Annotated in this window: 23 protein-coding genes; 12 read left to right on the top strand and 11 right to left on the bottom strand. The window is 69.9% G+C overall.

Translation table 11 applies throughout. The features are described from left to right. Window positions 1-15: 15 nt before the first annotated feature. Both pstB and F0U44_RS04190 read left to right on the top strand, forming a co-directional pair. Window positions 16-795, top strand: coding sequence for a phosphate ABC transporter ATP-binding protein PstB (pstB, locus tag F0U44_RS04195; protein WP_149726959.1), 780 nt, complete (start codon window positions 16-18; stop codon window positions 793-795). A 7-nt stretch (window positions 796-802) separates the two neighbouring features. Next, entirely contained in the window at window positions 803-1,447 is a 645-nt protein-coding gene (locus F0U44_RS04190; protein WP_149726958.1) for a winged helix-turn-helix transcriptional regulator, read from the top strand. Between the two features lie 7 nt (window positions 1,448-1,454). Here the strand turns inward: F0U44_RS04190 and F0U44_RS04185 are convergent, their stop codons facing one another. The 3 genes from F0U44_RS04185 to F0U44_RS04175 form a co-directional block, all read right to left on the bottom strand. Beyond that, window positions 1,455-2,459, bottom strand: a complete 1,005-nt coding sequence (locus F0U44_RS04185) for an inorganic phosphate transporter (RefSeq protein WP_149726957.1) — start codon at window positions 2,457-2,459, stop codon at window positions 1,455-1,457. A gap of 12 nt (window positions 2,460-2,471) precedes the next feature. After that, on the bottom strand, window positions 2,472-3,089 hold the full coding sequence (locus F0U44_RS04180) for a DUF47 domain-containing protein (protein ID WP_149726956.1): 618 nt from the start codon (window positions 3,087-3,089) through the stop codon (window positions 2,472-2,474). Between the two features lie 146 nt (window positions 3,090-3,235). Next, window positions 3,236-5,389: an RNA degradosome polyphosphate kinase gene (locus tag F0U44_RS04175; RefSeq protein WP_149726955.1), complete on the bottom strand. Its 2,154-nt coding sequence runs from the start codon at window positions 5,387-5,389 to the stop codon at window positions 3,236-3,238. An 84-nt stretch (window positions 5,390-5,473) separates the two neighbouring features. Here F0U44_RS04175 and F0U44_RS04170 point away from each other — a divergent pair, with 84 nt between their 5' ends. Further along, the gene (locus F0U44_RS04170) at window positions 5,474-6,493 is read left to right on the top strand and encodes an alpha/beta hydrolase (protein ID WP_149726954.1); all 1,020 of its coding nucleotides are present in this window, start codon (window positions 5,474-5,476) and stop codon (window positions 6,491-6,493) included. A 3-nt stretch (window positions 6,494-6,496) separates the two neighbouring features. Here F0U44_RS04170 and F0U44_RS04165 read toward each other — a convergent pair whose 3' ends face one another. The 4 genes from F0U44_RS04165 to F0U44_RS04150 are packed head-to-tail and all read right to left on the bottom strand — an operon-like array spanning window position 6,497 to window position 12,925. Next, window positions 6,497-7,123 (bottom strand): hypothetical protein, encoded by a 627-nt coding sequence (locus F0U44_RS04165; protein ID WP_149726953.1) that lies wholly within the window; start codon window positions 7,121-7,123, stop codon window positions 6,497-6,499. After that, on the bottom strand, window positions 7,105-11,298 hold the full coding sequence (locus F0U44_RS23685; RefSeq protein ID WP_149726952.1) for a hypothetical protein: 4,194 nt from the start codon (window positions 11,296-11,298) through the stop codon (window positions 7,105-7,107). Before F0U44_RS23685 ends, F0U44_RS04165 begins: the two co-directional genes overlap by 19 nt. A gap of 12 nt (window positions 11,299-11,310) precedes the next feature. After that, window positions 11,311-12,180, bottom strand: coding sequence for a mycothiol synthase (gene mshD, locus F0U44_RS04155; protein WP_149726951.1), 870 nt, complete (start codon window positions 12,178-12,180; stop codon window positions 11,311-11,313). 22 nt (window positions 12,181-12,202) lie between these two features. Then, a complete protein-coding gene (locus F0U44_RS04150) occupies window positions 12,203-12,925 on the bottom strand; it encodes a response regulator transcription factor (protein ID WP_149726950.1) in 723 nt (240 codons plus the stop codon). A 121-nt stretch (window positions 12,926-13,046) separates the two neighbouring features. On the opposite strand from F0U44_RS04150, the gene F0U44_RS04145 reads away from it, so the two are divergent. The 3 genes from F0U44_RS04145 (at window position 13,047) to F0U44_RS04135 (ending at window position 15,689) form a co-directional block, all read left to right on the top strand. Continuing rightward, window positions 13,047-13,322 carry a MoaD/ThiS family protein gene (locus F0U44_RS04145; RefSeq protein WP_149726949.1) on the top strand — a complete coding sequence of 92 codons (276 nt, stop codon included), beginning with the start codon at window positions 13,047-13,049 and terminating at the stop codon, window positions 13,320-13,322. An 88-nt stretch (window positions 13,323-13,410) separates the two neighbouring features. Beyond that, on the top strand, window positions 13,411-14,688 hold the full coding sequence (locus F0U44_RS04140) for an O-antigen ligase family protein (RefSeq protein ID WP_149726948.1): 1,278 nt from the start codon (window positions 13,411-13,413) through the stop codon (window positions 14,686-14,688). 23 nt (window positions 14,689-14,711) lie between these two features. Beyond that, entirely contained in the window at window positions 14,712-15,689 is a 978-nt protein-coding gene (locus F0U44_RS04135) for a GDP-mannose 4,6-dehydratase (protein WP_149726947.1), read from the top strand. A gap of 12 nt (window positions 15,690-15,701) precedes the next feature. Here F0U44_RS04135 and F0U44_RS04130 read toward each other — a convergent pair whose 3' ends face one another. Next, a complete protein-coding gene (locus F0U44_RS04130; RefSeq protein WP_149726946.1) occupies window positions 15,702-16,778 on the bottom strand; it encodes a glycosyltransferase in 1,077 nt (358 codons plus the stop codon). 102 nt (window positions 16,779-16,880) lie between these two features. Between F0U44_RS04130 and gmd the strand changes: the two genes are divergently transcribed. The 6 genes from gmd (at window position 16,881) to F0U44_RS04100 (ending at window position 21,789) form a co-directional block, all read left to right on the top strand. Then, on the top strand, window positions 16,881-17,858 hold the full coding sequence (gene gmd, locus F0U44_RS04125; RefSeq protein WP_149726945.1) for a GDP-mannose 4,6-dehydratase: 978 nt from the start codon (window positions 16,881-16,883) through the stop codon (window positions 17,856-17,858). After that, a complete protein-coding gene (locus F0U44_RS04120; protein ID WP_149726944.1) occupies window positions 17,858-18,931 on the top strand; it encodes a sulfotransferase family protein in 1,074 nt (357 codons plus the stop codon). The genes gmd and F0U44_RS04120 overlap by 1 nt, the downstream gene beginning before the upstream one ends. A 33-nt stretch (window positions 18,932-18,964) precedes the next feature. Further along, window positions 18,965-19,858: an FkbM family methyltransferase gene (locus F0U44_RS04115; protein ID WP_188113313.1), complete on the top strand. Its 894-nt coding sequence runs from the start codon at window positions 18,965-18,967 to the stop codon at window positions 19,856-19,858. A 10-nt stretch (window positions 19,859-19,868) separates the two neighbouring features. Beyond that, window positions 19,869-20,075: a hypothetical protein gene (locus tag F0U44_RS04110; RefSeq protein WP_149726942.1), complete on the top strand. Its 207-nt coding sequence runs from the start codon at window positions 19,869-19,871 to the stop codon at window positions 20,073-20,075. A 127-nt stretch (window positions 20,076-20,202) separates the two neighbouring features. Next, complete coding sequence (locus F0U44_RS04105; protein ID WP_149726941.1) at window positions 20,203-21,360, top strand: phospholipase D-like domain-containing protein; 1,158 nt, start codon at window positions 20,203-20,205, stop codon at window positions 21,358-21,360. Window positions 21,361-21,375: 15 nt separating this feature from the next. Then, the gene (locus F0U44_RS04100; protein ID WP_149726940.1) at window positions 21,376-21,789 is read left to right on the top strand and encodes a PaaI family thioesterase; all 414 of its coding nucleotides are present in this window, start codon (window positions 21,376-21,378) and stop codon (window positions 21,787-21,789) included. Between the two features lie 83 nt (window positions 21,790-21,872). On the opposite strand, the gene F0U44_RS04095 is transcribed toward F0U44_RS04100, so the two are convergent. The 3 genes from F0U44_RS04095 to F0U44_RS04085 all read right to left on the bottom strand — a co-directional run bounded on the left by F0U44_RS04095 (window position 21,873) and on the right by F0U44_RS04085 (window position 25,231). Continuing rightward, entirely contained in the window at window positions 21,873-22,076 is a 204-nt protein-coding gene (locus F0U44_RS04095; RefSeq protein WP_149726939.1) for a cold-shock protein, read from the bottom strand. A gap of 232 nt (window positions 22,077-22,308) precedes the next feature. Beyond that, window positions 22,309-23,793 carry a hypothetical protein gene (locus F0U44_RS04090; RefSeq protein ID WP_149726938.1) on the bottom strand — a complete coding sequence of 495 codons (1,485 nt, stop codon included), beginning with the start codon at window positions 23,791-23,793 and terminating at the stop codon, window positions 22,309-22,311. Window positions 23,794-23,935: 142 nt separating this feature from the next. Then, a complete protein-coding gene (locus tag F0U44_RS04085; RefSeq protein ID WP_188113312.1) occupies window positions 23,936-25,231 on the bottom strand; it encodes an AAA family ATPase in 1,296 nt (431 codons plus the stop codon). Window positions 25,232-25,325: the final 94 nt, after the last annotated feature.

Here is a 25,325-nt window from a genome sequence, read left to right as displayed (position 1 = left end):
AAACAAGGGATAACCATGGCCAGGAGCATCGACGTCTCTGACGTCAACATCTATTACGGCGACTTCCTCGCTGTGCAGGGCGTCAACATGACGATCCGCGCACGTGCGGTGACGGCCTTCATCGGCCCCTCGGGTTGCGGTAAGTCGACCTTCCTGCGGTCCCTCAACCGGATGCACGAGCTCATCCCCGGGGCGCGTGTCGAGGGCAAGATCGTGGTCGACGGTCAGGACCTCTACGACGCCAACATCGACCCGGTCGCCGTACGTCGGCAGATCGGCATGGTCTTCCAGCGCCCCAACCCGTTCCCCACGATGTCGATCTACGACAACGTGCTGGCCGGCAACAAGCTCAACGCCAAGCGGATGAAGAAGTCCGAGGCCGACGCCATCGTCGAGAAGTCGCTCCGCGGCGCCAACCTCTGGAACGAGGTCAAGGACCGGCTCAACAAGCCCGGCATGGGCCTGTCGGGCGGCCAGCAGCAGCGCCTCTGCATCGCTCGCGCCATCGCGGTCGAGCCGCAGGTGCTGCTGATGGACGAGCCGTGCTCGGCGCTCGACCCGATCTCCACCTCGGCGATCGAGGACCTGATCCACGAGCTGAAGTCCGATTACACGATCGTGATCGTCACCCACAACATGCAGCAGGCTGCTCGCGTGTCCGACGAGACCGGGTTCTTCAACCTCAAGGCGACCGGTGAGCCCGGACACCTGGTGGAGTTCAACCCGACGACGAAGATGTTCGCCAGCCCGGACAACCCGGCGACCGAGGCCTACATCTCGGGCCGCTTCGGCTGATCCGGCGATGGGCGTGCGTTCCGGGCGTCGCCTCTTCCTGCATCGCTGGCCAGAGACGGTGGGAGCCCAGCTCCTCATCGTCGATCCGGGCCACGACGATGCCGGTCTCGCCGACGGCATGGCAGGTCGGGGGGTGCACGTCACCTGGGTCTCCTCGACGCTCGACGCGCTCGTCGAGCTCGGTCGGCTCGATCCGCACACGGTGGTCGTCTCCCCGGACGCACCAGGGATGCCCGTCGACGAGTTCGTGGCCACCGTCAGCCGGCACGGCACCCTGTGCGCCGTCCTCGCCCCGCCCTACGACGTCGAGCGGCTCTGGGATCTCGTCAGCCACTCCGCGCGTTCGCTCGAGGACCACGTGACGGTGTCCTTCGGGCCCATCGAGCTCGACTCGAGCGCCTACCGGGTCCTGATCCGCGGAGAGCGGATCGCCGACCTCCCGCTCAAGGAGTTCGAGCTGCTCCGGGCGCTGATGCTCAAGGCGCCCGGCATCGTCACCGACGACGAGCTGCGAGAGGCCATGTGGGGCTCCGAGGAGCGTCGGCCGAGCGGCAACACCATCGCGATGCACGTCACCCGGCTACGTCACCGCCTGGACGGCGCTGCCGACATACGTCGGATCCGCGGTCGGGGCTACTCGCTCGCGGACTGAGGCCCGATCAGGTCGGGATGGCGACGTTGAGGATGCTGTAGGCGATCGCGGCGGCGAGACCGGCGCACGGGAACGTCAGGACCCAGGCCGTGACGATCGTGCCGGCCATGTTCCACTTCACCGCGCTCTTGCCGCGGGTCGCTCCAGCGCCCATCACCGCCGAGGTGATCGTGTGGGTCGTCGAGATCGGCGCGTGGAAATGGATCGCAGCCACGTAGAGGACGCTGGTGGCGACGGTTTCGGCTGCGAAGCCAGCCGGCGGGTCGAGCTTGACGATCTTGCGGCCGAGGGTGCGCATGATGCGCCACCCGCCGGCGTAGGTGCCTGCGGAGATGGCGAGGGCCGCGGCCATCACGACCCAGAGCGGGAGGTCGTCACCGGTGGAGGCGTAGCCGCCGGCAACGAGGGCCAGGAAGATCACGCCCATCGTCTTCTGTGCGTCCTGGAGGCCGTGGCCGAGGGCCAGCGCCGCAGCCGAGATGGTCTGGAAGACGCGGAAATTCCGGTTGATCGTGTGGGGGTTGCGCTTCTTCAGGATCCACATGAACGACAGCATCACGATGAAGGCCAGCGCGAATCCGAAGAGCGGCGAGAGCACCATCGGGATGAGCACCTTGGTCTGGATGGTGTCCCAGTTGACGGTCGCGCCACCGACCAGGCCCGAACCGACCAGGCCGCCGATGAGAGCGTGCGAGGAGGACGAGGGCAGGCCGAAGTACCAGGTGATGAGGTTCCACGCGATCGCGCCGACGAGACCGCCCATCACGATCACCAAGCCGTGGTTGCCGTCTATCTCGCCGATCGTGTCGGCGACGGTATGGGCGACCTCTTGCCCGAGCAGGGCGCCGACGAAGTTCATGACGGCCGCGAGGATCAGGGCCACGCGCGGCGTGAGCGCGCGGGTCGAGACCGACGTGGCGATCGCGTTGGCGGCGTCGTGGAAGCCGTTCGTGTAGTCGAACACGAGCGCGATCACGACGACCGCGATCACGATCGCGAGGGTGAGCGACACGATGAACCTCGGTCAGCTTTCCTTGACGGCGATTTGCTCGACGATGTTGGCGACCTTCTCGAAGGCGTCGATCGCGCCCTCGAGGGACTCCTCGACGTCCTTGAGCTTGAGCACGTCGATCGTCTTGTACTCGCCCGAGAAGAGCGAGGCGAGCATCCGGCGGTGGTTCTTGTCGCCGGCGTTCTCGAGACGGTTGATCTCGATCCAGTAGTCCTCGAGCGCCTTCATCGACTGCAGCTTGGGCATCGACTCGGCGGTCAGCTCGGCGCACCGCTGGATGACACCCACCTGCTCCGACATCTCGGCCGGGAGCGAGGAGACCTCGTAGAGGAGGATCAGGTCGACCGCCTCGTCCATCATGTCCATGACGTCGTCGAGGCCCGACCCGAGGGCATAGATGTCCTCGCGGTCGAACGGCGTGACGAAGGTGCTGTTGACCTTGCGCACGATCTCGTGCGTGGTCTCGTCAGCGGCGTGCTCGGCCTCGCGCATGCGCTTCGCGACGTCGGCCTTGTCCGAGGTGTCGGACATCATCTCGGCAAGCAGCTCGGCACCTACGACGAGGTGCGCGGCGGCCTTGCTGAAGAGGTCGTAGAAAGAGGTGTCGGCTGGACGAAGACGCAGACGCACAAGGACTCCCGGTGAGACGGAGAGGAACGGCCTCATGCTAGGGGGTGAACAACGTCCCTTGGCAAACTGGTCACGCTCCGTCTGGATGTGACGCCGCGCACCGCGCGGCGTACTTCACCTTCCGTTCACCTGCCGTCCACCTGCGGTCAACCGCGACGGGTGCGCTGCGCCTCGATCAGGGCCTCTTGGAGGTGCAGCGTCCCGGGGTGGCGGGTCCAGTCCCCGTCGGGCTGGAGGACCCATCCGTCGGTCTCCTCGGCGAACGCCTGGTCGAGCAGGCCCTGCACCTCACCGAGGCTCTGTGCCGTGGGGAGCTTGACCAGGACCTCGACTCGGCGGTCGAGGTTGCGGTGCATCATGTCGGCCGATCCGATCCACGCGACCGGCTCGCCGCCGCCGGCGAACCAGAAGATCCGGCTGTGCTCGAGGAAGCGCCCGAGGATCGACCGCACCGTGATGTTGTCGGAGAGGCCGGGAACGCCCGGCCGAAGGGCGCAGATGCCGCGCACGAGCAGCTCTACCGGCACGCCCTCGCGGGAAGCGAGGTAGAGGGCGTCGATCAGCTGCTCGTCGACGATCGAGTTGACCTTGAAGCGGATGCCCGCGGGACGCCCTGCCCGATGGTGGGCGATCTCGGCGTGGATCTGGTCGACGAGGCCCGACCGCACGGAGTCGGGAGCGACCAGCAGCTCGGCGTAGCGCGCCTTCCGCGACCAGCCGCTGAGGTTGTTGAAGAGGTGGGCGACGTCGTCGCCGATCGCCTCGTTGGTGGTCAGCAGGCCGATGTCCTCATACATCCGGGCGGTCTTGCCGTTGTAGTTGCCCGTCCCGATGTGGATGTAGCGCTTGATGCCGTCGGGCTCGTCGCGCACGACCATCGCCAGCTTGCAGTGGGTCTTGAGACCGACCAGGCCGTAGACGACGTGGCACCCCGCCTGCTCCAGCTTGCGCGCCCAGCGGATGTTGGCCGACTCGTCGAAACGCGCCTTGATCTCCACCAGTGCCAGCACCTGCTTGCCGGCCTCGGCAGCGTCGATGAGGGCGTCGATGATCGGTGAGTCACCCGACGTGCGGTAGACCGTCTGCTTGATCGCGAGCACGTGTGGGTCGGCCGCGGCCTGCTCGATGAACCGCTGGACCGAGGTGGCGAACGAGTCGTAGGGGTGGTGCAGCAGTACGTCGTGTCGCCGGATCGCCTTGAACACGTCGACGGGTGCGGCCGACTCGACCTCGGCGAGCAACGGGTGGGTGCTCGGCACGAACGCGGGGTACTTCAGGTCCTCGCGCCTGAGGTCGGCGATGCTGTGCAGCCGGCGCAGGTCGAGCGGGCCGGGCAGCCGGACGACCTCCTCCATGCTGATGTCGAGCTCGGAGACGAGCAGCTCGAGCACCGACGGGGCGATCGACTGCTCGACCTCCAGCCGGACCGGCGGACCGAACTTGCGGCGCAGCAGCTCCTTCTCCAGGGCGGCCAGCAGGTTCTCGGCGTCGTCCTCCTCGACCTCCACGTCCTCGTTGCGAGTGACGCGGAAGGTGTGCGCCTCGAGCACCTCCATGCCGGGGAACAGTCGGGCGAGGTGCTCGCCGATGACGTCCTCCAGCGGGACGAACCGGTCGTTGCCCAGGGGCACGAACCGGTCGAAGTTCGACGGCACCTTGACCCGGGCGAAGTGCTGCTTGCCGGTCTTCGGGTTGCGGATGACGACCGCGAGGTTGAGCGACAGGCCGGAGATGTAGGGGAACGGGTGGGCCGGGTCGACCGCGAGCGGGGTGAGGACGGGGAAGATCCGCTCCTTGAACAGCCGCTTGCAGGCGCGTTGCTCGTCGCGATCGAGGTCGGCCCACCGCACCAGGTCGATGCCTTCGGCGCTGAGTGCCGGCGCGATCTGGTCGCTGAAGACCGCCGCGTGCCGCTGCGACAGCTCGCGCGCCTGGTCCCAGACGGTCTCGAGCACCTCGCGGGGCATCATGCCCGAGGCAGCGCGGACGGCCAGGCCGGTCGCGATGCGCCGCTTGAGACCGGCGACCCGGACCATGAAGAACTCGTCGAGGTTGCTGGTGAAGATCGCCAGGAAGCGGGTCCGCTCCAGAAGCGGCAAGGTGGCGTCCTCGGCCAGCTCGAGGACTCGCTGGTTGAAGCGCAGCCACGACAGCTCGCGGTCGAGGAACCGGTCGCTGACCTCGGTGATCGCCTCGAGGTCGGACTCCTGAGGGACGTACGACGGCACGGCGGCGATCGCCGCGCGGGCCTCCTCGTGCGGGGTCGCCTCGACCAGGTCGGGCACGAGTTCCTCAGACATGGGGAGAGTCTGGCACCGCTCGGTGAACGGAAGGTGGCGTCCGTCAGGTGGAAGTCATCTGACTTGCGGCTACCGTTACGGCTCGTGAAGCTCTTCTCCGCCGTCGAGCGGGCCCTTCTCGGGGTCGCCATGTCCAGGCCCGTCACCAGCCTCGTCGGGCGTCGCCCGGTCGTCATCGACGGTCAGACGCTCGCCCCCGACCTCCAGGTCCTGCTCGGCCTGCAGGCGATCGCGCGCAGGCGCGACGAGCAGGTGCCGATCGAGAAGATGCGCGCCATGATGCGCTCGGAGTCGGCGCTCGTCGGCGGCGACCAGCCGATCGGGGAGGTGCGCGACCTCCTGGTCGCCGGGCACCCCGCGCGCCACTACCTCCCGAGTCGACCCGGCAGCACCGATCCCGGCCCGTTGCTCGTCTTCATCCACGGCGGCGGCTTCATCGAGGGTGACCTCGACACGCACGACGCGCCGTGCCGGATGCTGGCCGAGCGCTCCGGCGTGCCGGTCCTGGCCCTGACCTACCGCCTCGGTCCCGAGCACCACTTCCCGGCTGCTCACGACGACGTCGACGAGGCGTTCCGGTGGGTCCACGACCACGCTGAGGAGCTCGGGGTCGACCCGAAGCGCATCGCTGTCGGTGGCGACTCCGCCGGCGGCAACCTCGCTGCGTCCGTCGCCCTGACGGCGGCACGGGTCGGTCTGCCGCTCGCCTGGCAGCTGCTGATCTACCCGTGCACCGACCTCGAGCGCGACACCCAGAGCCTGCGACTATTCAAGACCGGCTTCTACCTGACCCAGGAGTTCATGGATCGGGCCGAGGGCAGCCACTTCGTCCGCAAGGAGAACCTCTCCGACCCGCGCGCGTCGATGATCCACGCCGAGATCCCGTCCGACCTCGCGCCGGCGTACCTCGTCACCGCCGGTTTCGACCCGCTCCGCGACGAGGGCGAGGCCTATGGCCGTCGGATGGTCGAGGCGGGCGTCGAGGTCGAGCTCCAGCGCCACACGGGGCTGATCCACGGCTTCTTCAACATGGTCGGCGCGGTCGGCTCCGCTCGTGCAGCCGTCGAGGAGATGGCCGACCGCTTGCGGGCCGCTGTCGGCTGACGCTCAGAGCTGCGGGCGCCACTCCCGCAGCTGCCGCACGAACTCCTCGGCGTCGACCATGTCGGTGTCGACGACGAAGGGGTCCATGCCCTTGCGGTAGAACCGCACCTGCCAGTAGCTGTCGCCCGGCGAGCCCTGCATCTCGAGCTTGGTGCCCTCGTTGCGCACGTCGAAGCGGTAGGACGACTCGCCCTTCTCGATGTAGACGACGCCGTTGGAGATGCTGACCTCCACGCCCTGGATCCGGGTGCGGGCAGCAGCCCACGCCAGTCCGAGCGCCGTCAGGATCATCGCGAACCCGAACGGCGTGCCGAGGTTGCCGTTGAGGAGCGCGAGCACGGCCACAAGGCCGGCGACGACGGCGGTGGCGGCCATCAGCATCGACAGCACCCGGGGGTCGCTGCCGTCGCGCGCGAAGCCGCCGGAGGGACCGAGGTCGGCGGGCTGGTCGAAGATCGACATCGGACCTTCGGTGGCCGCCTCGAGCTCGGCGATCCGCTCGTTGGCCACGGCGAGCTCGGCCATCGCCTCACTCAGCAGCTCCTCCGCCTCGGCGCAGCGCGCGGCGAGCGCGTCGCGCTCGGCCTGGAGCGGCTCGACGGGGGAGTCGCCTAGAGGTCCGGTCGCCATTGCCGCAACGCCTCGACGAAGGTGCGGGGGTCGACGCTCTTGGCGTCGATCTCCACGGGAGCCATGCTCCGGCGGAGGATCTGGATCTTCCAGCCGCGCGTGCCGGGCTCGCCGATCTGCTCGATCTGGGTGCTCGGGCTGGTGAGGTCGAACGTGCTGCTGAACTCACCGATCAGGATCTTGAGGACACCGTGGTCGTCGAGGTCGATCTTCCGGACGCTGCCGATCGCGCGCAGGGCGTACATCAGCAGCACGGCCGTCACGCCACTCAGGATCCCGTTGAAGGAGATGTCGTCGCGCAGCGTGCCGTCGAGGGCCGCCTTGCCGACCAGAGCGGCGCAGCCAAGGGCCGCGACGATCGCGAACAGCGGCAGGATGCCGCTCCCGCGGCGGGAGTGGTACGGCGAGTGCTTGCCCGACGCGCCCACCAGCTCGGGCTCGGGCTGGGCCTCCGGCTCGTCCTCAGGCTCGTCCTCGAGCTCCGGCTCCACCTCGAGCTCCAGGTCGGGCTCGGTCGCGAAGTCCTCGTCGATCAGGTCGTCGTCGATGAGGTCTTCGTCGATGAGGTCGTCCTCGATGAGGTCCTCGTCGATCAGGTCGTCCTCCATGAGGTCTTCGTCGATCAGGTCCTCGTCGATCAGGTCCTCGTCGACCAGGTCCTCGTCGACCAGGTCCTCGTCGACCACCTCGTCGTCGACCAGCTCGTCCTCGACCAGCTCGTCCTCGACCAGCTCGTCGGTGGCCTCCTCAGCGGGTGCCGGGGCGGTCGACTCCTTCAACGCCTTCCAACGGTCGAACAGCGTCTTGTGCGCAGGTGCCTCGGCCGGGGGCTCCTCGGCGACCGCGGGCTCCTCGACCTCGGCGCGGCGGGTGCCCTCCGGCGCCGACACCGGGGCGGTCAGCGCAGTCCAGCGGTCGAGGAGGTCCTCAGCGGTGGTCGGCGACGCAGGCGCTTCGGCGACCGGCTCGACCTCGGCGACGGGCTCGACGTCGGCGACCGCCGGCGCCTCGGTGGCGGGCTCGGAGAAGGCGGTCTGCTTGATGGCTGCCCAGCGGTCGAGGAGGTTCTCGGCGGCCGTCTGACCGTCCGGCTCCTCGACGACCTCAGCCTCGACGGTCTCGGGTGCGACGTCGAGAACCGGCTCGGCTTCAACCGCGGCCACAGCGGCAGCTTCGGCGGCGGCGGCTTCGGCGGCGGCGGCTTCGGCGGCGGCGGCCTCAGCGGCGGCGGCCTCAGCGGCGGCGGCCTCAGCGGCGGCGGCCTCAGCAGCGGCGGCCTCAGCAGCGGCGGCCTCGACAGCGGCAGCTTCAGCAGCGGCCTCGACAGCAGCAGCTTCAGCGGCAGCGGCCTCAGCGGCGGCGGCTTCTGCGGCGGCGGCTTCTGCGGCGGCGGCTTCAGCGGCAGCGGTTTCGGCGGCTTCAGCGGCCGCCTCAGCGGCAGCGGTTTCGGCAGCGGCGGCCGCAGCTGCCTCAGCCTCAGCAGCGGACGCGGCGGCGGCAGTCGCAGCGGCCGCGGAAGCAGCAGCTGCTGCGGCGGCCTCGGCGGCGATCTCGGCGGCGCGCTCCTCAGCCTCCTGCCGCATCCGCGAGGCGGTCGCGAGCTGGGCCTGGGCGCGGGCCTGGGCCTCGGCGGTCTCGGACTCGAGGACGGCGGAGCGGGCGCGGGACTCCTCGATCTCGACGGCGAGTGCGGCGGCGCGGGCCTCGGCCTCGGCTCGAGCCTGGGCCTGCTCGGCGGCCATGCGCTCGGCCTCGGCGCGGGCCTGGGCGTGCTGGAGGGCCTGCTGCTCGGCCTTGAGGAGGTCAGCCTGGACGGCCGACAAGGCGGTCTGCTGGGCGACGAAGGAGTCCTCGAGCGCCGACATCGCACCGCGAGCGCGGTCTTCGGCGGCGACGCGTGCTTGGTTGGCGTCCGAAGCGATGCGTTCGGCGTCGGCAGCGATGCGCTCGGCATCTGCGAGGGCGGCTGTTGCGAGCCGCTCGGCGTCGGCGAGCGCTGCGGCGGCGGCCTCGCGCTCGGCGGCGAGGGCCTGGGTGACCGCCTGGCCCTGGGCGGCCAGAGCCTGGGTGGCGGCTTGCGCCTCCTCGACAGCCGCTTGACGACCGGCTGCGAGGGCCTGGGTCGCGGCCTGGCCCTCGGCGGCGACGGCTGCGGCCGACTCGCGCGCAGCGGCGACCGCGGCGTGGCCCTCGGCGACCAGCGCGGCAGCCGAGTCGTGGGCAGCGGCGGCCGCAGCCTGGGCCTCTCGGGCCAGCTCGACCTGCTCGCGTGCGGCTTCCTCGGCGAACCGACGGGCCTCGTGGGCCTCTTCGGCCGCGCGCGCCTGCTCGGCTGCGGACTTGTCGGCGGCGAGTCGCGCGGTGATCTGCTCCTCGGCGCGAGCAGAAGCCAGCTGGGCGCGCTGCTCGGCGGCCTCGGCGGTCTCGAGTGCGATCCGGGCGAGCTCGGCCTGCTCCTGGGCGGCGTACTCGGCGGCCTCGCGGGCCTCGTGTGCCTCGCGCGCGAGGTGGGCGTGCTCGGCGGCGGCGACCTCGGCGGCCGCCCGCTGGTCCATCGCCTCCTGGGCGCGAGCTCCGTGCTGGGCAGCGCTGGCTGCTGCGTCCTCAGCGAGGGCGCGGGCTCGCTCCTCGGCGGCCTCGGCCGCCTGGTAGGCCTGGTGGGCGAGCGCGGCCTGCTGGCGGGCCGACTCCTCAGCCGCGGCCCGCGCGGCAGCGATCTCGACGGAGCTGCGCTCGGTCGCCGCGCGCTCCTCGAGCATGCGGCGCGAGAACTCCGCGTGCTCGGCGGCCGCGGCCGCACTGGCCTCGGCGACCGCGCGGGCGCGGTCCTCGGCTGCGGCACGCTCCTCGTGGGCGCGACGGGCGAGGTCGGCGTACTCCTCCGCAGCGACCTCCGCCTCCTGGCGCGCGTTGGCGGCGTCGGCGGCCGCGGTCGCCTGGGCGCGCGCGTAGGCCTCCGCCTCGATGCGCTCGGAGTGTGCGGCCGAGGCGAGTGCGGCCTGCTCCTGGGCGTTGCGCTCGGCGGCCTCGCGGCGCGTGGACTCGGCATTGGCCATCTCGGCCGACTCGCGGGCGGCGGCCTCGGCCGACTGGCGGGCCTCGGCTGCCTTGCGGGCGACGTCCTCGGCCTCGGTGCGTGCACGGTTGGCATCGGCGGCGAGGGCGGCCTGTTCCTCGGCGAGGCGGTCGGCCTCGGCGCGGGCGCGGGCGGCGCGCTCGGCGGCTTCTTCTGCAGCCAGGCGCTCGGCGGCCTGCTCGGCAGCGGCCATCTCGGCGTCGCGTCGCAGCTGCGCGGCCAGGGCCGCGACGGCCTCGGTGTGCGCCGTGTCGAGCTCCGGTGGCACCTCGGTGCCCTCGGGTGTCTCGGGCGCGGGGGTGAGGCGGGGCACGACCGTGTCGCCACGGCGGCGCGGCCACAGCTTCCGGCCGGTGGGAGCGTCGGGAAGCGGCTCGGCGAAGCCGATGTCGAGAGCGTTGGCGATGACCCTGCGTGCGGCGTCGACGTCGGGCGACACGAGGGCCTCGCCGCCCTCGGGGACCTCGACGTGCTCCGGTTCGGCCTTGTTCCAGTGGTCGGAGACGTCCGGCACCGGCACCGAGACAGCGGGAGGGGCCGGGGTCGACTCGACCTCGACCTCGACCTCGGCCTCGAGGGCGGGGAGCGCCTCGGTGTCGAAGAGCATCTCCGGCGCGGTGGGCACCTCAGGCGCGGCAGGTTTCTCGGGCTCGGGGTGCGAACGAGCGCGGGGTGCCTGGTCGGGGACGACCAAGGACCCCCAGTCGACGTCGTCGTCGCCGTCGGGTGCGAACTTGTCGTATTCGGGCTGCTCGCGGTGGTGAGGCCGTGGCCGGCTCGTCACGCGCGCAGCGATGTCCTCGAAGGGGACGTCCTCGTCGGCGGGAGTGTCGAGGCCCAGCGGGTCGCGCTCGTAGTAATCAGCAAGGTCGTCAGCCCGGTCGTCAGCCCGCTCGTCGCGGTCAGCACGGTCGTCGCGGTCGTCGCCGACCTCGTTGCTGCGCCGCATGAACGCCTCGACGTCTTCGGCGTCGAGCTCGGCGATGTCCGGTGCCTCGTCGTGACGGCGCCAGGGCAGGCGAGACCGGCCGCGTCCGCGGCGCGACTCGTCGAGCCCTGCCTCGTCAGGCGTGGGCTCGTCGTCAGTGACCGAGCTCATGATGGTCCGATGCTATCTGGGTGAAGTGGTTTCGTGTGACGGTTGCGTCTGGTGGGATGCGCGCTCGTACTGCACGTGCGTGTCCGCCGTGCTGTGGGTGAATCCGAGGCCGGAGTAAAGCCGGACCGCAGGCTCGTTGTCGGACTCAACGAAGAGAAGGACCTCCGCGATACGGCGTTCGGCAAGATGGCGCAGTCCGGCGATCGTCAGTGCCTTGCCGAGACCCCGGCCGTGGGCAGCGGGAGCGACCCCGAGGACGTAGACCTCGCCGTGGTCGGCGTCGTGACGCTTGGTCCAGTGGAAGCCCAGCACCGCCCCGTCAGCGTCGACCGCGAGGAGCAGGCCGGCAGGGTCGAACCACGGCTCGCTCATCCGCTCCGCGAGGTCGGCTGCCGTCATCGCGCCCTGCTCGGCATGGTGCGCGAAAGCCGCTGCGTTGACCGCGAGCAGCGCCGGCGCGTCGCTCGGCTCGAAGCTCCGGATGGCGATGCCGGGGAGCACCACCTCCTCGGGCAGTACGCCGGCAGGCCGGCGCATCACCCAGAGCTCCCGCGCTCGAGCCATGCCCAGACGCGCGGCGAGCGCGCGGGCGGCCGGGGCGTCTCCGTGCGACCAGGCCGTGAGACCGCCGGGGGCGGCCATCGCGAGCGCCGCCAGGCGTCCGCCGAGCCCCTGGCGTCGTGCCTCCGGCGCCACCGCGAGGTCGAGTGCGCCGTCGTGGCGCAGGGCGAACCCGTCGTCCTCCACCCACGCCTCGGTCCCCTCGAGGCCGTGGTGCTTGAGCCGGAGGTGGACCGCCTCGTCGACCGGGTCGTGCCCGTCGACGGCGAGGCACGCACGCCGTACGGCCGTGATGGCCTCGAGCGGGTCGGCAGCGGTCATCCGCCGACCCTAGATGACGGGGTCAGGCGTCGATGGACGCGGGCTCCGGGTCCTTGGAGCCGTCCTTCGCCGGCAGCACGAAGCGGTAGCCGACGTTGCGGACCGTGCCGATGAGGGTCTCGTTCTCGGGGCCGAGCTTGGCGCGCAGCCGGCGCACGTGCACGTCGACCGTGCGCGTGCCGCCGAAGTAGTCGTAGCCCCAGACCTCCTGGAGCAGCTGCTGGCGGGAGAACACCCGCCCGGGGTGCTGCGCCAGGAACTTGAGGAGCTCGAACTCCTTGAAGGTCAGGTCGAGAACGCGACCGCCCACCTTGGCGGTGTAGGTCGCGTCGTCGACGACGACCTCGCCGGAGCGGATGACGTGGGCGTCGGGGTCGGCCGCTTCGCGAGCGGCGTTGAGCCGGCCGATCGCCAGCTTGATGCGGGCCTCGAGCTCGGCGGGGCCGCAGGTGTGCAGCACGACGTCGTCCATGCCCCAGTCGTGGGAGACGACGGCGAGGCCACCCTCGGTCGCGACGAGGATGACGGGCACGTCGGTGCCGGTGGTGCGGATCAGTCGGCACAGGTCACGGGAACCGGCGAGATCCTGACGGCCGTCGACGAGGACCAGGTCGGACTCGGGGGCCTCGAGCAGCGCGCTTCCCTCGGCAGGCAGGATCTTGACCTGGTGCCCGAGCAGCGCAAGACCGGGCAGCACCTCAGCCGAGGCCTGGAGGGCGCTCGTCAAAAGAAGGAGAGTGCTCATGGCGGGTCTCCTCACTGGCACAAAGTGCCGTTGAGAGACCGAAACGCAACACTGAGCCTCGGCCGGTTTTCCGAAAGTGCAGGATACCGAAACCTCACGGCTACGCGGAAGGGCAGAAGTGGTGAATGAGACGCAGGTCATCCGGGTCCGTTACTGGGCTGCTGCGCGGTCCGCAGCGGGCGTCGAGGGCGACCTGCTCGAGGTCGGCGGGCCGCTGACCCTGGCCGAGGTGACCGCGGCGGCCGTCGCACTGCACCCCGGAGGTCGGTTCGCCGACGTGATCGGCGTGTGCTCGGTCCTCGTCGGCGACCAGCCGGTCGCGAGCCGCGACCCGGGGTCGGTCGTGGTGCCTCCGGGCGCCACGGTCGAGTTCCTGCCACCTTTCGCAGGAGGGTGACGCGTCGCCGTACACTCCGGGAGTTGTCCGGAGCGGAGGATCAGTGAGCCAAAGAGCAGATCGAGGGATCATCCTCACCTGCGTTGCCTTGCTGCTGACGGGCGCCCTCGTCGCGGTGTCCAGCCAGGGCCTGCTCTACGCAGGGGCGGCCATCGTCGCGGCGGCCTACCTCGTCGTGCTGCTGACCGTCGGTGCCCGCACCACCGGGATCCTCTGCTTCATGGGCGCCTTCGCGACCGCGCCGATGTATCGCGGCATCGAGCAGATGACCGGCGGCGCCCCGCCGACCGACGTCTTCGTGGTCGCCGGCATCATCCACCTGGCTCCGACGCTCATCGGCACCCGGCTCAAGCTGCCGATCATGTATGTCCTGGGCCTGCTGCTGATGGCGATCTGCAGCCTGATCTCGGTCATGATCACCGGCAACCTGCTCGTCAACGCGTTCTACGCCGGGCAGTGGATCTTCTACGTCGGAGCGCTGCCGCTCGCGATCGCCCTCTGGCGGCCGCACTACAAGATCGTCGACCGGCTCTGCTGGGCCTACCTCGCCGGCCACCTCCTCAGCACCGCCAAGGGGTTCGTCGAGGGCTCGGTCAACCACGGACGTTACGACGGCCTGACCCACCACCCCAACGCGTTCGGGATCGCGGGGGTCACCTCGATCGCGCTCGTGTTCTACCTGTTCGCGCACCACACCGACGTGCGCACCCGGGTCGTGCTGGCCGCCTTCGCCGCGACCAGTCTCGCCTCGATCACCATGAGCGGGAGTCGCGCGGCACTCGTCGTGCTCGTGGTGATCGTGCTCCTCGTGCCGCTTGTCGAGCGGTCGGCGCTGATGGGCATCGGCCTGGCGGTCGTCGCAGCGCTCGGCATCATCAGCCTGCCGCTCATCGTCGACGTCAGCGGTGAAGGATCCGCGGTGTCCCGCCTGGCCGGAGACGGCACCGCCAAGTTCTCCGACAACGTCCGCGAGGGGGCGCTCAGCGTCGGCTTCGACCGGTTCTGGCACTCACCGGTCCTCGGCTCGGGCTTCGAGGGCGTCGAGCAGTTCCACAACGTCTACCTCGAGGCCGCGATCGCGACCGGGATCATCGGGCTCCTCGCCTACGCTGCCGTCCTCTATCCGCTCGCCCGGCCGCTCTTCACCAAGCACCCGATGCGTCGCCTCACCTACGTCGTGTGGGTGTTCATGGGCATCGCGCCGACGTTCCCCGGTCTGTGGGACCGCACCATGTGGGTCCCGGCCTCGCTCGCGGCGCTCGCGATGATCAAACCCGACCTGTTGCAGACCCCACGGTCGGATCGCGCGAAGGAGACCGATGAGCCCGAGCAGTCGCTCGTCGTCGCCCCGCAACACGCCGACTGACCAAGCCTCCCTAGGCTGACTCCGTGCGCGATCTGCAGGGACGGACGGTCCTCGTCACCGGGGTCACCGGTCAGGACGGGATCTACCTCTCCCGACTCCTCCTCCGGGCCGGCGCCCGCGTCGTCGGGCTCACGCTCCCGGCCACCGCCCCGGCCGATCTCTGCGCGGCCTACCTCGCCGGCGTCGAGGTGGTGCCGATGGACATCTGCGACCGCGACGACGTGTTCCGGCTCGTCGCCGAGACCGAGCCCGACGAGGTCTACAACCTGGCCGCGATGAGCTCGGTGGCGCGCAGCTGGGACGAGCCCGAGATCACCCGCGCCGTCAATCACACCGCAGTCGTGACGCTGCTCGACGCCCTGGTCGAGCTCCGCGACCGCACCGGTCGCGAGCCGCGCTTCTTCCAGGCGTCGTCGGCCGAGGTCGCCGGGTCCGCCGCGCACAGTCCCTACGCGCAGGCCAAGGCGGCCGCCGAGGATGCGGTCCGCGAGGCACGCCTGAAGCAGGGCCTGCACGCCTGCTCGGCCCGCCTCTTCAACCACGAGAGCCCGCTGCGTCCTGCGGTCTTCGTCACCGGCAAGATCACCCGCGGCGTCGCGGAGATCGCCGCCGGGCAGCGCAGCGAGCTCCGCCTCGGCAACCTCGACGTGAGTCGGGACTGGGGTTTTGCCGGCGACTACGTCGAGGCGATGGCCCTCATGCTCGGCGCCGACGAGCCGCAGGACGTCGAGATCGGCACCGGCATCACCCACACCCTCGACCAGCTGCTGACCACCGCGTTCGCCGCGGCCGGCATCGACGACCCGGCGCCCTACGTCGTCACCGACCCCGACCTGATCCGCCCGGCCGACACTGCCGTGCTGGTCGCCGACCCGGAGCCGGCTGCGGCCGCGCTCGGCTGGCGCGCGACCACGACGTTCGACGACCTGGTGCGCAGGATGGTCGAGGTGCACCAGGAGCGGCTGCGCACGGGCGTCGAGCACGACGCCCGCTACCTCTGAGTCCGGGAGCTTCTAGCCCAGGAGTGACGTCCGCACGACCCGGGCCGTACGCCGCCAGGAGAAGCCGTCGGTGAACTCCCGTGCCGCCGCGAGGTCCTCAGGGGTCGCGGCGAGCGCAGCAGCGATCGCCGCGGCCAGGTCGGACGGGCTGGTCGACCGGGCGACGGCGGCGTGGCCGCCGGTCACCTCGGCGAGGGCCGGGTCGTCCGACACCACGACCGGGATGCCGAGGCGCTGGGCCTCGATCGCCGGGAGGCCGAAGCCCTCGAAGTCGGACGGGAAGATGACCAGGCCGGCGGCCACGAAGCAGTCCTGGAACTGGTCGTCATCGAGCCACGGCATCAGCTCGACCCGGTCGGCCAGGCCGAGCGCGGCGACCCGCTCGGTCGCCGCTGCGCGGTCGGCTGAGCCCATGCCGACGAGCCGCAACGTCCACGTCGCGTCGGTCGCGCAGAACTGCGCCCAGCCCTCGATGACGGCGTCGGCGTTCTTGTTGCCGAAGTGCCCGAACGCCAGGGCGTACGGCGCCCCGCCCGCCTGCTGCGCCTCCGTGGGCGGGGGCCACTCGTCGACGTGGTCGGCGCCCAGCTGCGCCGCCATCCCGTTGCGGGCCAGGCGGGGGTGGCGGGCCTGCAGGTCGTGGAGCGTGCGTTCGGAGATCGTGTAGATCCCGTCGGCCCGGCTCATCGTCCAGCTCCAGGACACCCGCCGCGACAGCCGGGTCTTCCACGAGAACTGATGCGGGCGCAGCTCGTGGCGAAGGTCGTAGAGGATCAACCCGCGCCGGCGTCCGTAGCCGACCAGCCCGGTCGCGGGCACGGCCGCGAGGACCGCGTCAGGGCGCTGCGCGCGGGCGCTCCGTCGTACTCCGAGGGTGCGCAGCCACAACTTGCCCGCGGGGCCGCCGACCGGCGCAGTGACGGTCTCGACGCGGTAGCCCTCGGGGATCGCGAAGCACGGCCCTTCGGGGCCCACCAGCACGGTGACCTCGTCGTCAGGGGCCTCCTGGGTCCATCCGCGGAGCAGGTGCTCGATGACGATGGCGGAGCTTCCGGACCGGACGACGACCGCATCGACGACCAGGTGCATGGGGAACGGACCCTCCCGTTGTGACGGCCAGTGGGTTGGCCCGTGGGTTGGAATGTCGGACTCGAAGCGCGAGCACCTTATCGGCCATATACGGTGGCCCGCGTGACGAAGCGTGCACTCATCACCGGCATCACCGGACAGGACGGCTCCTACCTCGCTGAGCTGCTCCTCGGCAAGGGCTACGAGGTGCACGGACTCGTGCGGCGCGCGTCGACCCTCAACCGCAGCCGGATCGACCACCTGCACACCGACAGCAACCTCCACCTGCACTACGGCGACCTGACCGACGGCGTCAGCCTGGTCAACCTGATCCGCGAGATCACGCCGCACGAGGTCTACAACCTCGGTGCGCAGAGCCACGTGAAGGTGTCCTTCGAGATGCCGGAATACACGGCGTCGACCGACGCGACCGGCACCCTGCGCCTACTCGAGGCGATCCGGGCAGCGAAGATCGACTGCCGCTTCTACCAGGCGTCGACCTCGGAGATGTTCGGCGCGACCCCGCCGCCCCAGGCCGAGGACACGACGTTCTACCCGCGCTCGCCCTACGGCGCCGCGAAGCTCTACGCGCACTGGGTGACGATCAACTACCGCGAGGCCTACGACCTCTTCGCGGTCTCCGGCATCTTGTTCAACCACGAGTCGCCCCGTCGTGGCGAGAGCTTCGTGACCCGCAAGATCACGCTCGGCGTCGCGTCCATCAAGCTCGGCATCACCGACCACCTCACCCTCGGCAACCTCGACGCGATCCGCGACTGGGGCTACGCCAAGGAATACGTCGAGGGCATGTGGCGGATGCTGCAGCATGACGAGCCGCAGGACTACGTGCTCGCCACCGGCATCGGCACCACCGTGCGTGAGTTCGCCGAGTACGCCTTCTCCCACGCGGGCCTCAACTGGGAGGACCACGTCCGCTACAACGAGTCCTACGAGCGGCCGACCGAGGTCGACGCGCTCATCGGTGACGCGAGCAAGGCCCGCGAGGTGCTGGGCTGGAAGCCCGACACCGACGCCAAGGCGCTCGCGCGGCTGATGGTCGACGCCGACATCGAGCAGATGTCGCGCCTCCTCGGACGCTGATGACCGTCCTCGACCGCTTCGCCCGGGAGGGCCGCGACGAGCTGGTCTCCTTGCAGTGCGACCTGTGCGTGCCGCCGGTCATCTCGACCAGCACGACGGTGGAGATGCGCAAGCTCGGCTGGCTCCTCGCGAGCGACGGACATCCTCACGACATCTGCCCCTGGTGCGACCTCTCGGTGGCGCAGAAGGACCGGCAGCCGCGCGGTGATGCGGTCGCGGTCGAGCCCGACGCGTCGCTGCTCCCCAACCTGGTCGTGATCGGGGCCGCGAAGGCCGGGTCGACGAGCCTGCACAACTACCTCGCGCTGCACCCCGAGGTCTCCATGTCCGACGACAAGGAGATGCGGTTCTTCACCGACCCCGGATGCCTCTCGTGGGTCGGGCGCTACCAGGGCTACTACGCGCCCGGGACGGCCTACCGCGGGGAGTCGACGCCGCAATACACCAAGTGGCCCGTGTTCCCCGGCGTCGTCGACCGGATGGCCGAGCTGATCCCTGACGCCAAGCTGCTCTACCTCGTGCGCGACCCCGTCGAACGCGCGATCGCGGAGTACGTCGAGGAAGCGACCTGGGGCGTCATGACCGAGGACATCGAGGCGGCCCTCGTCGACGTCGACGAGCCGCACAACCGCATCGTCGCGCCGAGCCGCTACGCCACCCAGCTGCGCGAGTTCTACCGCCGGTTCCCGCCCGAGCAGGTGCTGGTCATCGACCTCGCCGACCTCCGCGACGACCCGCAGACGACGATGAAGCGGATCTTCGACTTCCTCGGGCTCGCTCCGATCGAGCTCGACGAGGAGGCGCTGCGGCCGCGCAACTCCTACGGCGACAAGGGCACCCTCCCCGGCTGGTACCAGGCGCTGCGCCGGCCGGCGCTCATCCGGCTGATGCACAAGCTGCCGACCGACCGACTCACGCAGTTCCGCAACTTCGTGAAGCGCCGGATCAGCAAGCCCGTTGAGCGTCCGGAGCCGAGCGAGGAGTCGCTCGCACGACTGCGTGCTGCGCTCGCACCCGAGGTCGCCGAGCTGCGCGAGATGACCGGCCAGGCGTTCGCCGGCTGGTCTGTCTGAAACCTGATGGAGGTCAGCACTAAATTGCCCGTCGTGCCCCCCAAGCTCCGCGACCTTCCTTCCAACGTGCGCCACCACCTCGGGTGGTGGGTGCGCGACCGCTTCCCCAATCGCAAGGTCGTCCGGGAGGTCCAGGGCGTCAAGATGGTGCTGCCGTGGCCGCACCGGCTGCCCGACTATGCCGGTGATGGTCCTTACGGCCAGAACCTCGTGCGGCTCGCTGCCGCGCTCTCCGAGCCGGCGTCGCCGGTCACCGTGCTCGATGTCGGTGCCAACGTCGGCGACTCGGCCCTGCAGATCCTGCACGCGACCGACGCCCAGATCCTCTGCGTCGAGGCCGACCCCTACTTCCTCGAGTACCTCCACCTCAACGTCGACGAGGACCCTCGCGTCGCCGTGGTCGAGGCGCTGCTGACGCCCGACCCGAAGACCGAGGCGACGACCGCCGTACGCACGGGAGGCACGACGCGCTTCGCGGAGGGCGAGGTGGGCGACGCGCTGCCGACGATCACGCCGGAGGCGCTGCGCGAGAAGTACCCCTCCTTCGCCAACCTCCGCCTGATCAAGAGCGACACCGACGGCTACGACGTCGAGCTGGTCCCGGCGATCGCCGAGGCCTGGGGCGGTGCGCGCCCGGTGCTCTTCTTCGAGTACGACCACCGGCTCTCCCGGCTCGCCGGCAACGACCCGTTGGCCGTCTGGCCGCGCCTCGCCGAGCTCGGCTACCGCGACGTCGCGGTGTGGGGCAACGGTGGCGACGCGCTGGGCCGTACGACGGTCGCCGACATCGGCTCCCGCACGGCTCCGCTCGAAGAAAAAGTCGGGATTCGGGCGCAGACCTATTGGGATGTCGCTGTTATCCACCAAGATGACCTCGCTGGACTTGCTGCCGTCGAGCAGCTGGTCCCCGCAGCCCAGCGCCTCTGAGGAGTCAAAGATGAGCGATCACGAACCGCCGTCCGTGACCCAGCTGTGGGTGAGCCTCCTCCTGGTGTGGCTCGCCGTACCAGCCACCGGTGTGGTGATCGGCGCCGCGACAGACCCGCTGTCGAGCTCCGCGTGGTTCCTGGTGATCGCCGGAGGCCTGGTCCTCGGAGCGGTCGTCCTGTGGCGCTGGATCTCGCTGCAGCGCCCGCCCACCTGATCTGCCCTCGACCTGAGGGAGTCTCCAGGGTTACCCCGATTGCCGGGACGCCTCGAGGAGAGGACCGTGGGAATCACGCTGCTCGGGCGGCGACCCACGCGTGTGTTCTCGACACGGAGGTCCTCCCATGGCGCAGTTCGCAGACGGCAAGATCGAGGCTTACGTCGGCCCGCAGGAGCTCGGCGCCGCCGACAACCTCGAGACGGTGATCGTCGACTTCATCTCGGCGGCGAAGGTCACGTTGAGCATCGCGGTCCAAGAGCTCGACAACGAGGCGATCGCCCAGGCGATCCTCGACGCCAGCTGGCGCGGCGTCCGGGTCGAGCTGTTCCTCGAGCAGGACTACCTGCGCACGCCGCTCCAGGGCAACCCGCCGAAGCAGCCGTCGCCCAAGGCGGGGGAGACGCCCGAACAGGCGCTTCGGCGGGTGCAGTGGGGTGCCGACGACACCGAGCTGGCCGCGAACCGGCGGATCCTCGCCGCGTTGCTGCGCTCCGACGTCCAGGTGCGGGGCGACTACAACCCGGCGATCTTCCACCAGAAGTTCGTGCTGCGGGACTACGACGGTGGGTCGGTGGCGACCTCGGCGTTGCTGACCGGGTCGGCCAACTTCACCGACACCGACACCCACAAGAACCTCAACCACGTCTTCGTCTTCCGCAACTCCTACGTCTGTCGGCAGTACCTCACCGAGGTCGAGCAGCTGCGCCACGGATCGTTCGGGCGCGGGATGCACGGCGACGTGCCGAAGACCTACGGGCTGGGCGGGGTGCCGGTGAAGGTGCTCTTCGCCCCGGACCACACCCCCGAGCTCGAGATCATGAAGCAGATGCTCAAGGGCTCCAGCGAGGTCTACTTCGCGATCTTCACCTTCGCCGGGTCCTCGGGCATCGATGACACGATGCTCGCGCTGGCGCGCGGGGGGATGACGATCAAGGGCGTGCTCGACCCGGCCCAGGCGAAGCAGAAGTGGGCTGCTCCCGCATGGCTGAAGCACCCGAACATCGAGCTCTACGTGCCGAGCAAGAGCGGGGTCTTCGCCAACCTCCGCAAGCTCCACCACAAGCTGATGGTCATCGACGAGAAGATCGTGGTCGCGGGGAGCTTCAACTACACCGCTCCGGCCAACGAGTACAACGACGAGAACATCTTCGTCCTCGGCTCGGTCTACCCCGAGGCCGACGGGGTGACGGTCGACGCGGCCGCGTGCGGGGACCTCGCCCGGCACCTCAAGGCCGAGATCGAGCGGATCATCGCCGGCAGCGACATCTTCGTGCCGGGCTGAGGAAGACTGGCAGCCGTGCCCGAAGGATCGGTGGACCTCGTCGCCCACCTCAACGCGCTGCCGCGGCCGGTGTGCGCCGAGCTCACTCCGTTCGTCGTCACGGAGGCGAGACGCGATCCGGCGTACGTCGACCTGCTGTTCGCGCCGCAACCCGCCTTCCGCAACCACTTCGACAACGTCCAGGGCGGTTTCGCCGTCGCGATGATCGATGTCGTGCTGTCGCTGGTCGTCTATGCCGAGGCCGAGCTCTTCTTGCCCACCATCTCGATCACGACGAACTTCCTCGCGCCGCTCCCGCTGGGCGAAGTGCGCGGCGAGGGCCGGGTCCTCAAGCGCGGGTCGTCGGTGGTGTTCGCCGAGGCCGGACTGTGGACGGCCGACGGCAGGCTCGCCGTCCAGGCGACCGGGAGCGCCGCAGTCCGGTCGTGAGCCGGTCGTGAGTCGGCGCTGAAAATGCGAACAGCCCCGCTCGTCGATGACGAGCGGGGCTGCCGGCGCTGAGGCCGTCTGCGTCAGATGGCGCGGACGTTCTCGGCCTGCGGACCCTTGGGACCCTGCGTCACGTCGAACTCGACGCGCTGGTTGTCCTCGAGGCTCTTGAAGCCCTGGGTCTGGATGGCGGAGAAGTGCACGAAGACGTCGGCGCCGCCGTCGTCCTGAGCGATGAAGCCGAAGCCCTTGTCAGCGTTGAACCACTTCACGGTTCCCTGGGTCATGATTTTTTCCTTCGGTGTTGCTGCGACCCGACACCTTGTCGGACGCTCGAGCTGAAAACATCTGCATTCGTTGGATGTCCAGCTGAACCGAAAACCAAGAACTACGTGATGTACCGCCGTCTATCGCCGGCGGCGGTGGGCGGTCCTTGCGGATCACCCCTTCAACGGCACCAGCCTACGCGTCTTGCCAGGGCCTTTGCCAATGGCCACGAAGATATTGACCGCATTCCGGTCAGACTTCTTCCGCATCGTCGCCCGCGGCCTTCGGCATCGCGTGGATCCAGTCGCTGCATGCGAGGTCGAGCGCCGCCCGGATCGCTGTCGCTGCCGAGTCCTCGGCGTCGTCCTCGGGGAAGCTGAAGTAGAGCGAATGGGCCGCCGCGGGGAGTAAGCGGTGCCGCCACGGGCGGGTGCCGGGGCGGCCGGGGGTATTGCCCGTGACCTCGACGTCCTTGATGCCTCGTCCGAAGACCGGGCCGAGCGGACCGCCGAACCAGTCACCGAAGAACGCGAGCCGCACCGGGAAGTAGAGGTTGGTCCAGCGGGTCACTGCAAACGGCGCACCTTCGTAGATGACGCGGCGCGAAACCTTCTTGCGCTGGCCCTTCGGGCCCGCCCAGAACGTCTTGCGCCACGAGTAGAAGCGGGGGAGCCCGTTGATGTTGTTGTCCGGGTCCTCCTCGTTGTGAGGCGGACAGGTGGGGATCTCGCGCCTCTCGACGCGCTTGGCGAAGGAGCGGCCGCCCTTGCCGTTCATGAGCTGGTCGGCGAAATACATCGGGGTCCCGACGCTCACGAAGTCGGTGATCAGCCACGGGTTGCCCTGCGATCGGATCTCGCACCCGAGATCACGCTGGGCCTGCTGGAAACGGTGGACCTGTGAGGCGTGGGGAACGCTGCCCTTCAGCGATGAGGCGGCATCCTCGAGAGCCAGCAACGAGCGCAGGTCCTTGCTGACCGGGTCGAAGTCGGTCTTGGCGTTCATCGTCCCCCACAGGTAGGCGATGCCGTCGTAGGCGATGTAGGCGCCGAGGCTGTGCGCGACGATCACAATGCGGTCATACCTCGGTGCCTCGGAGTCGTGCAGTGCCTGCAGCAGGTCGACCAGGCCCTTGCGGATCTCTCGTCGGGCCTCGTAGGAGCGAGGGCTGGTGTCGAGGTAGCGCACCACGTCCACGAAGCTCGCCGTCAACCACTTCGGGAGCACCCGCGCCATCAGGTAGGAGATCAGCGCTGCAGCGAGTCCGCCCGACACCAGCGCGGCCACGGCCGAACCGAGCGGGTCGTCCTTGCCGAACACCTCCCCCTCGAGCGGACCATCCAGGACCGCCCACACGGTCCAGATGATCAACGCCCAGGCGAGGACCCAGACTCCGCGCAGGCCCGTGGGCACCCGATGAGGCAGCTGCACCAGGATCTTGCGGAACGTCGGCCACAGGTCGTCGAGGCGGTTGCCCTGCATCTTGTAGGCCCAGTGGTACTCGAAGAAGTCAGTCTGCGCGTTGACCTCGACCTCGCCTTCGAGGGCGCGGGGAGCGAGGAACCGGCGGGACTCGTAGGTGCCGGTCACCGACTCCGGTCGGGAGTAGTAGTGGCGTTCCTTGTCGACCCCGACCGGCGTCAGCGCGGTGTCGATGAACCGCGTCAGCGTCGACAGCGGCAGCTGCTCGCCCATGCCGTGGATGACGACGACTGCCTGTTTCACGTAGTCGGACACCGCTCACCCCGCATCTTTCGAAGGTAAAGCCAACGGTCCTCCCCCTCCGGGGTGCCGTCCATTGGTCACCCGGACGAAACGTGGGTGCGCGAGTCGGTGGGCTGAGCGTGACCGGGAGGTCACTCTCAGCCCACCGACTGTCCTAGAGGTACTGACCCGCGGCCGGCTTGGGCGCGAGCCAGGGCCCCGTGCCCGCCTGCGTGAGGAGGGCCTGGGTCGTGACCGCGTCGTTGGTCTCGAGCACCGTGGCCCGGACCAGCTCCTTCAGGTCCGCTCCCGTCGCGCCGTCCGTCGCACGAGCGACGGCCGGCAGGTCGAGAGCGACGGAGCACCACGCCAGGTAGCGCTCCAGGATCGCCAGCCGGCCCTCGACGCCGGGCGGCTCCATCTTGATGACGGTGTCGAACCGCGACGACCGCCGCGCCGCCTTGTCGATCTTGCGGTGGTCGTTGGTCGACGCGATGACCACGACGCCGCTGCGGTCGGCCAGACCGCCGTCCATCACGTTGAGGAACTCCCGCAGCCGGTGCGGGTTGGTCTGGCCGCGCTCACCCGCGATCAGGTCGAGGTCGTCCATCAAGATCAGGCAGGGCGACAGGTCAGCCGCCAGGTCGAACAGCTCGGTCAGGTAGTGCTCCGTCACGTAGGTGCCGGGGACCAGCACCGTGGTGCGGCCGAGCAGCTCGTTGGCCACCACCGTGCCGAGCTGGGTCTTGCCCGTGCCCGGGGGACCGACCAGCAGCAGTCCGGTGCTCGTGCCGAGTCCGCGCGCCTTGAGGTCGTCGGCGAGCTCCAGCACGCGGTGGACGCTGCGGTCGACCGTGTGCCACACGCTGTCGTCGAGTTTGAGCAGCGCACGGGAGGCCGCCGGAGGAGCCCAGCGCGCCAGCGCCAGGCCGCGGTTGTTGGTGGTGATCCGGTAGGCACCGAGCCGGTAGGGCGAGTCAGCCGACCGCCGAGCCTGGAGGAACGCGACGAAGGCGTCGGCCAGCAGGTCGGCGTCGCTGGTGCGTCCCATCAGCTCGAGGCTGATGCCGTAGTGCTCGGTCGTGATCCGCACGACGACCTGCGCCGCGCACAGTGCACCTGCCGGGAGCACGACCATCGCCGAGTTGAACGCGCGGCAGTCGCTGGCTGCGCCGGCCACGACCTCGCTCTTGGCGGGCCGGGACGGGTAGGCGCCGACGAGCTCGGCTCCGTGCCGTGCCTGCGCGTCGAACAGCCACCGTCCGACCGAGTGGGCGACCGCCGGCTGCAGACCCTCGTCGAGGACGACGAGCTCGGTGGTGTCGATGCCGAGGCGCTCGGCTGCCCACTCGTAAGGGCTCGGCGTCGAGGGGTCACGCCGCTCGAACTCGCGGTTGATCGTCTCCGCGAGCAGCCGGAGGGCATGCGTCGGAGCCTCCAGGACCAGCTCGGTCATCGGGAAGTCGTTCATCTTCGTCACCACCTTTCGAGTCGGCAGACAGTAGGACGCACCTCCGACGGATGTCGGGGCACAGCCGACCATGGTGAGGCCGGACCGCCCTCGA

It is taken from the genome of Nocardioides humilatus (assembly GCF_008373755.1).
Taxonomy (GTDB): domain Bacteria; phylum Actinomycetota; class Actinomycetes; order Propionibacteriales; family Nocardioidaceae; genus Nocardioides; species Nocardioides humilatus.
Note: the sequence above shows the minus strand (reverse complement) of the source record. Positions and strands in the feature narration are given on the sequence as shown.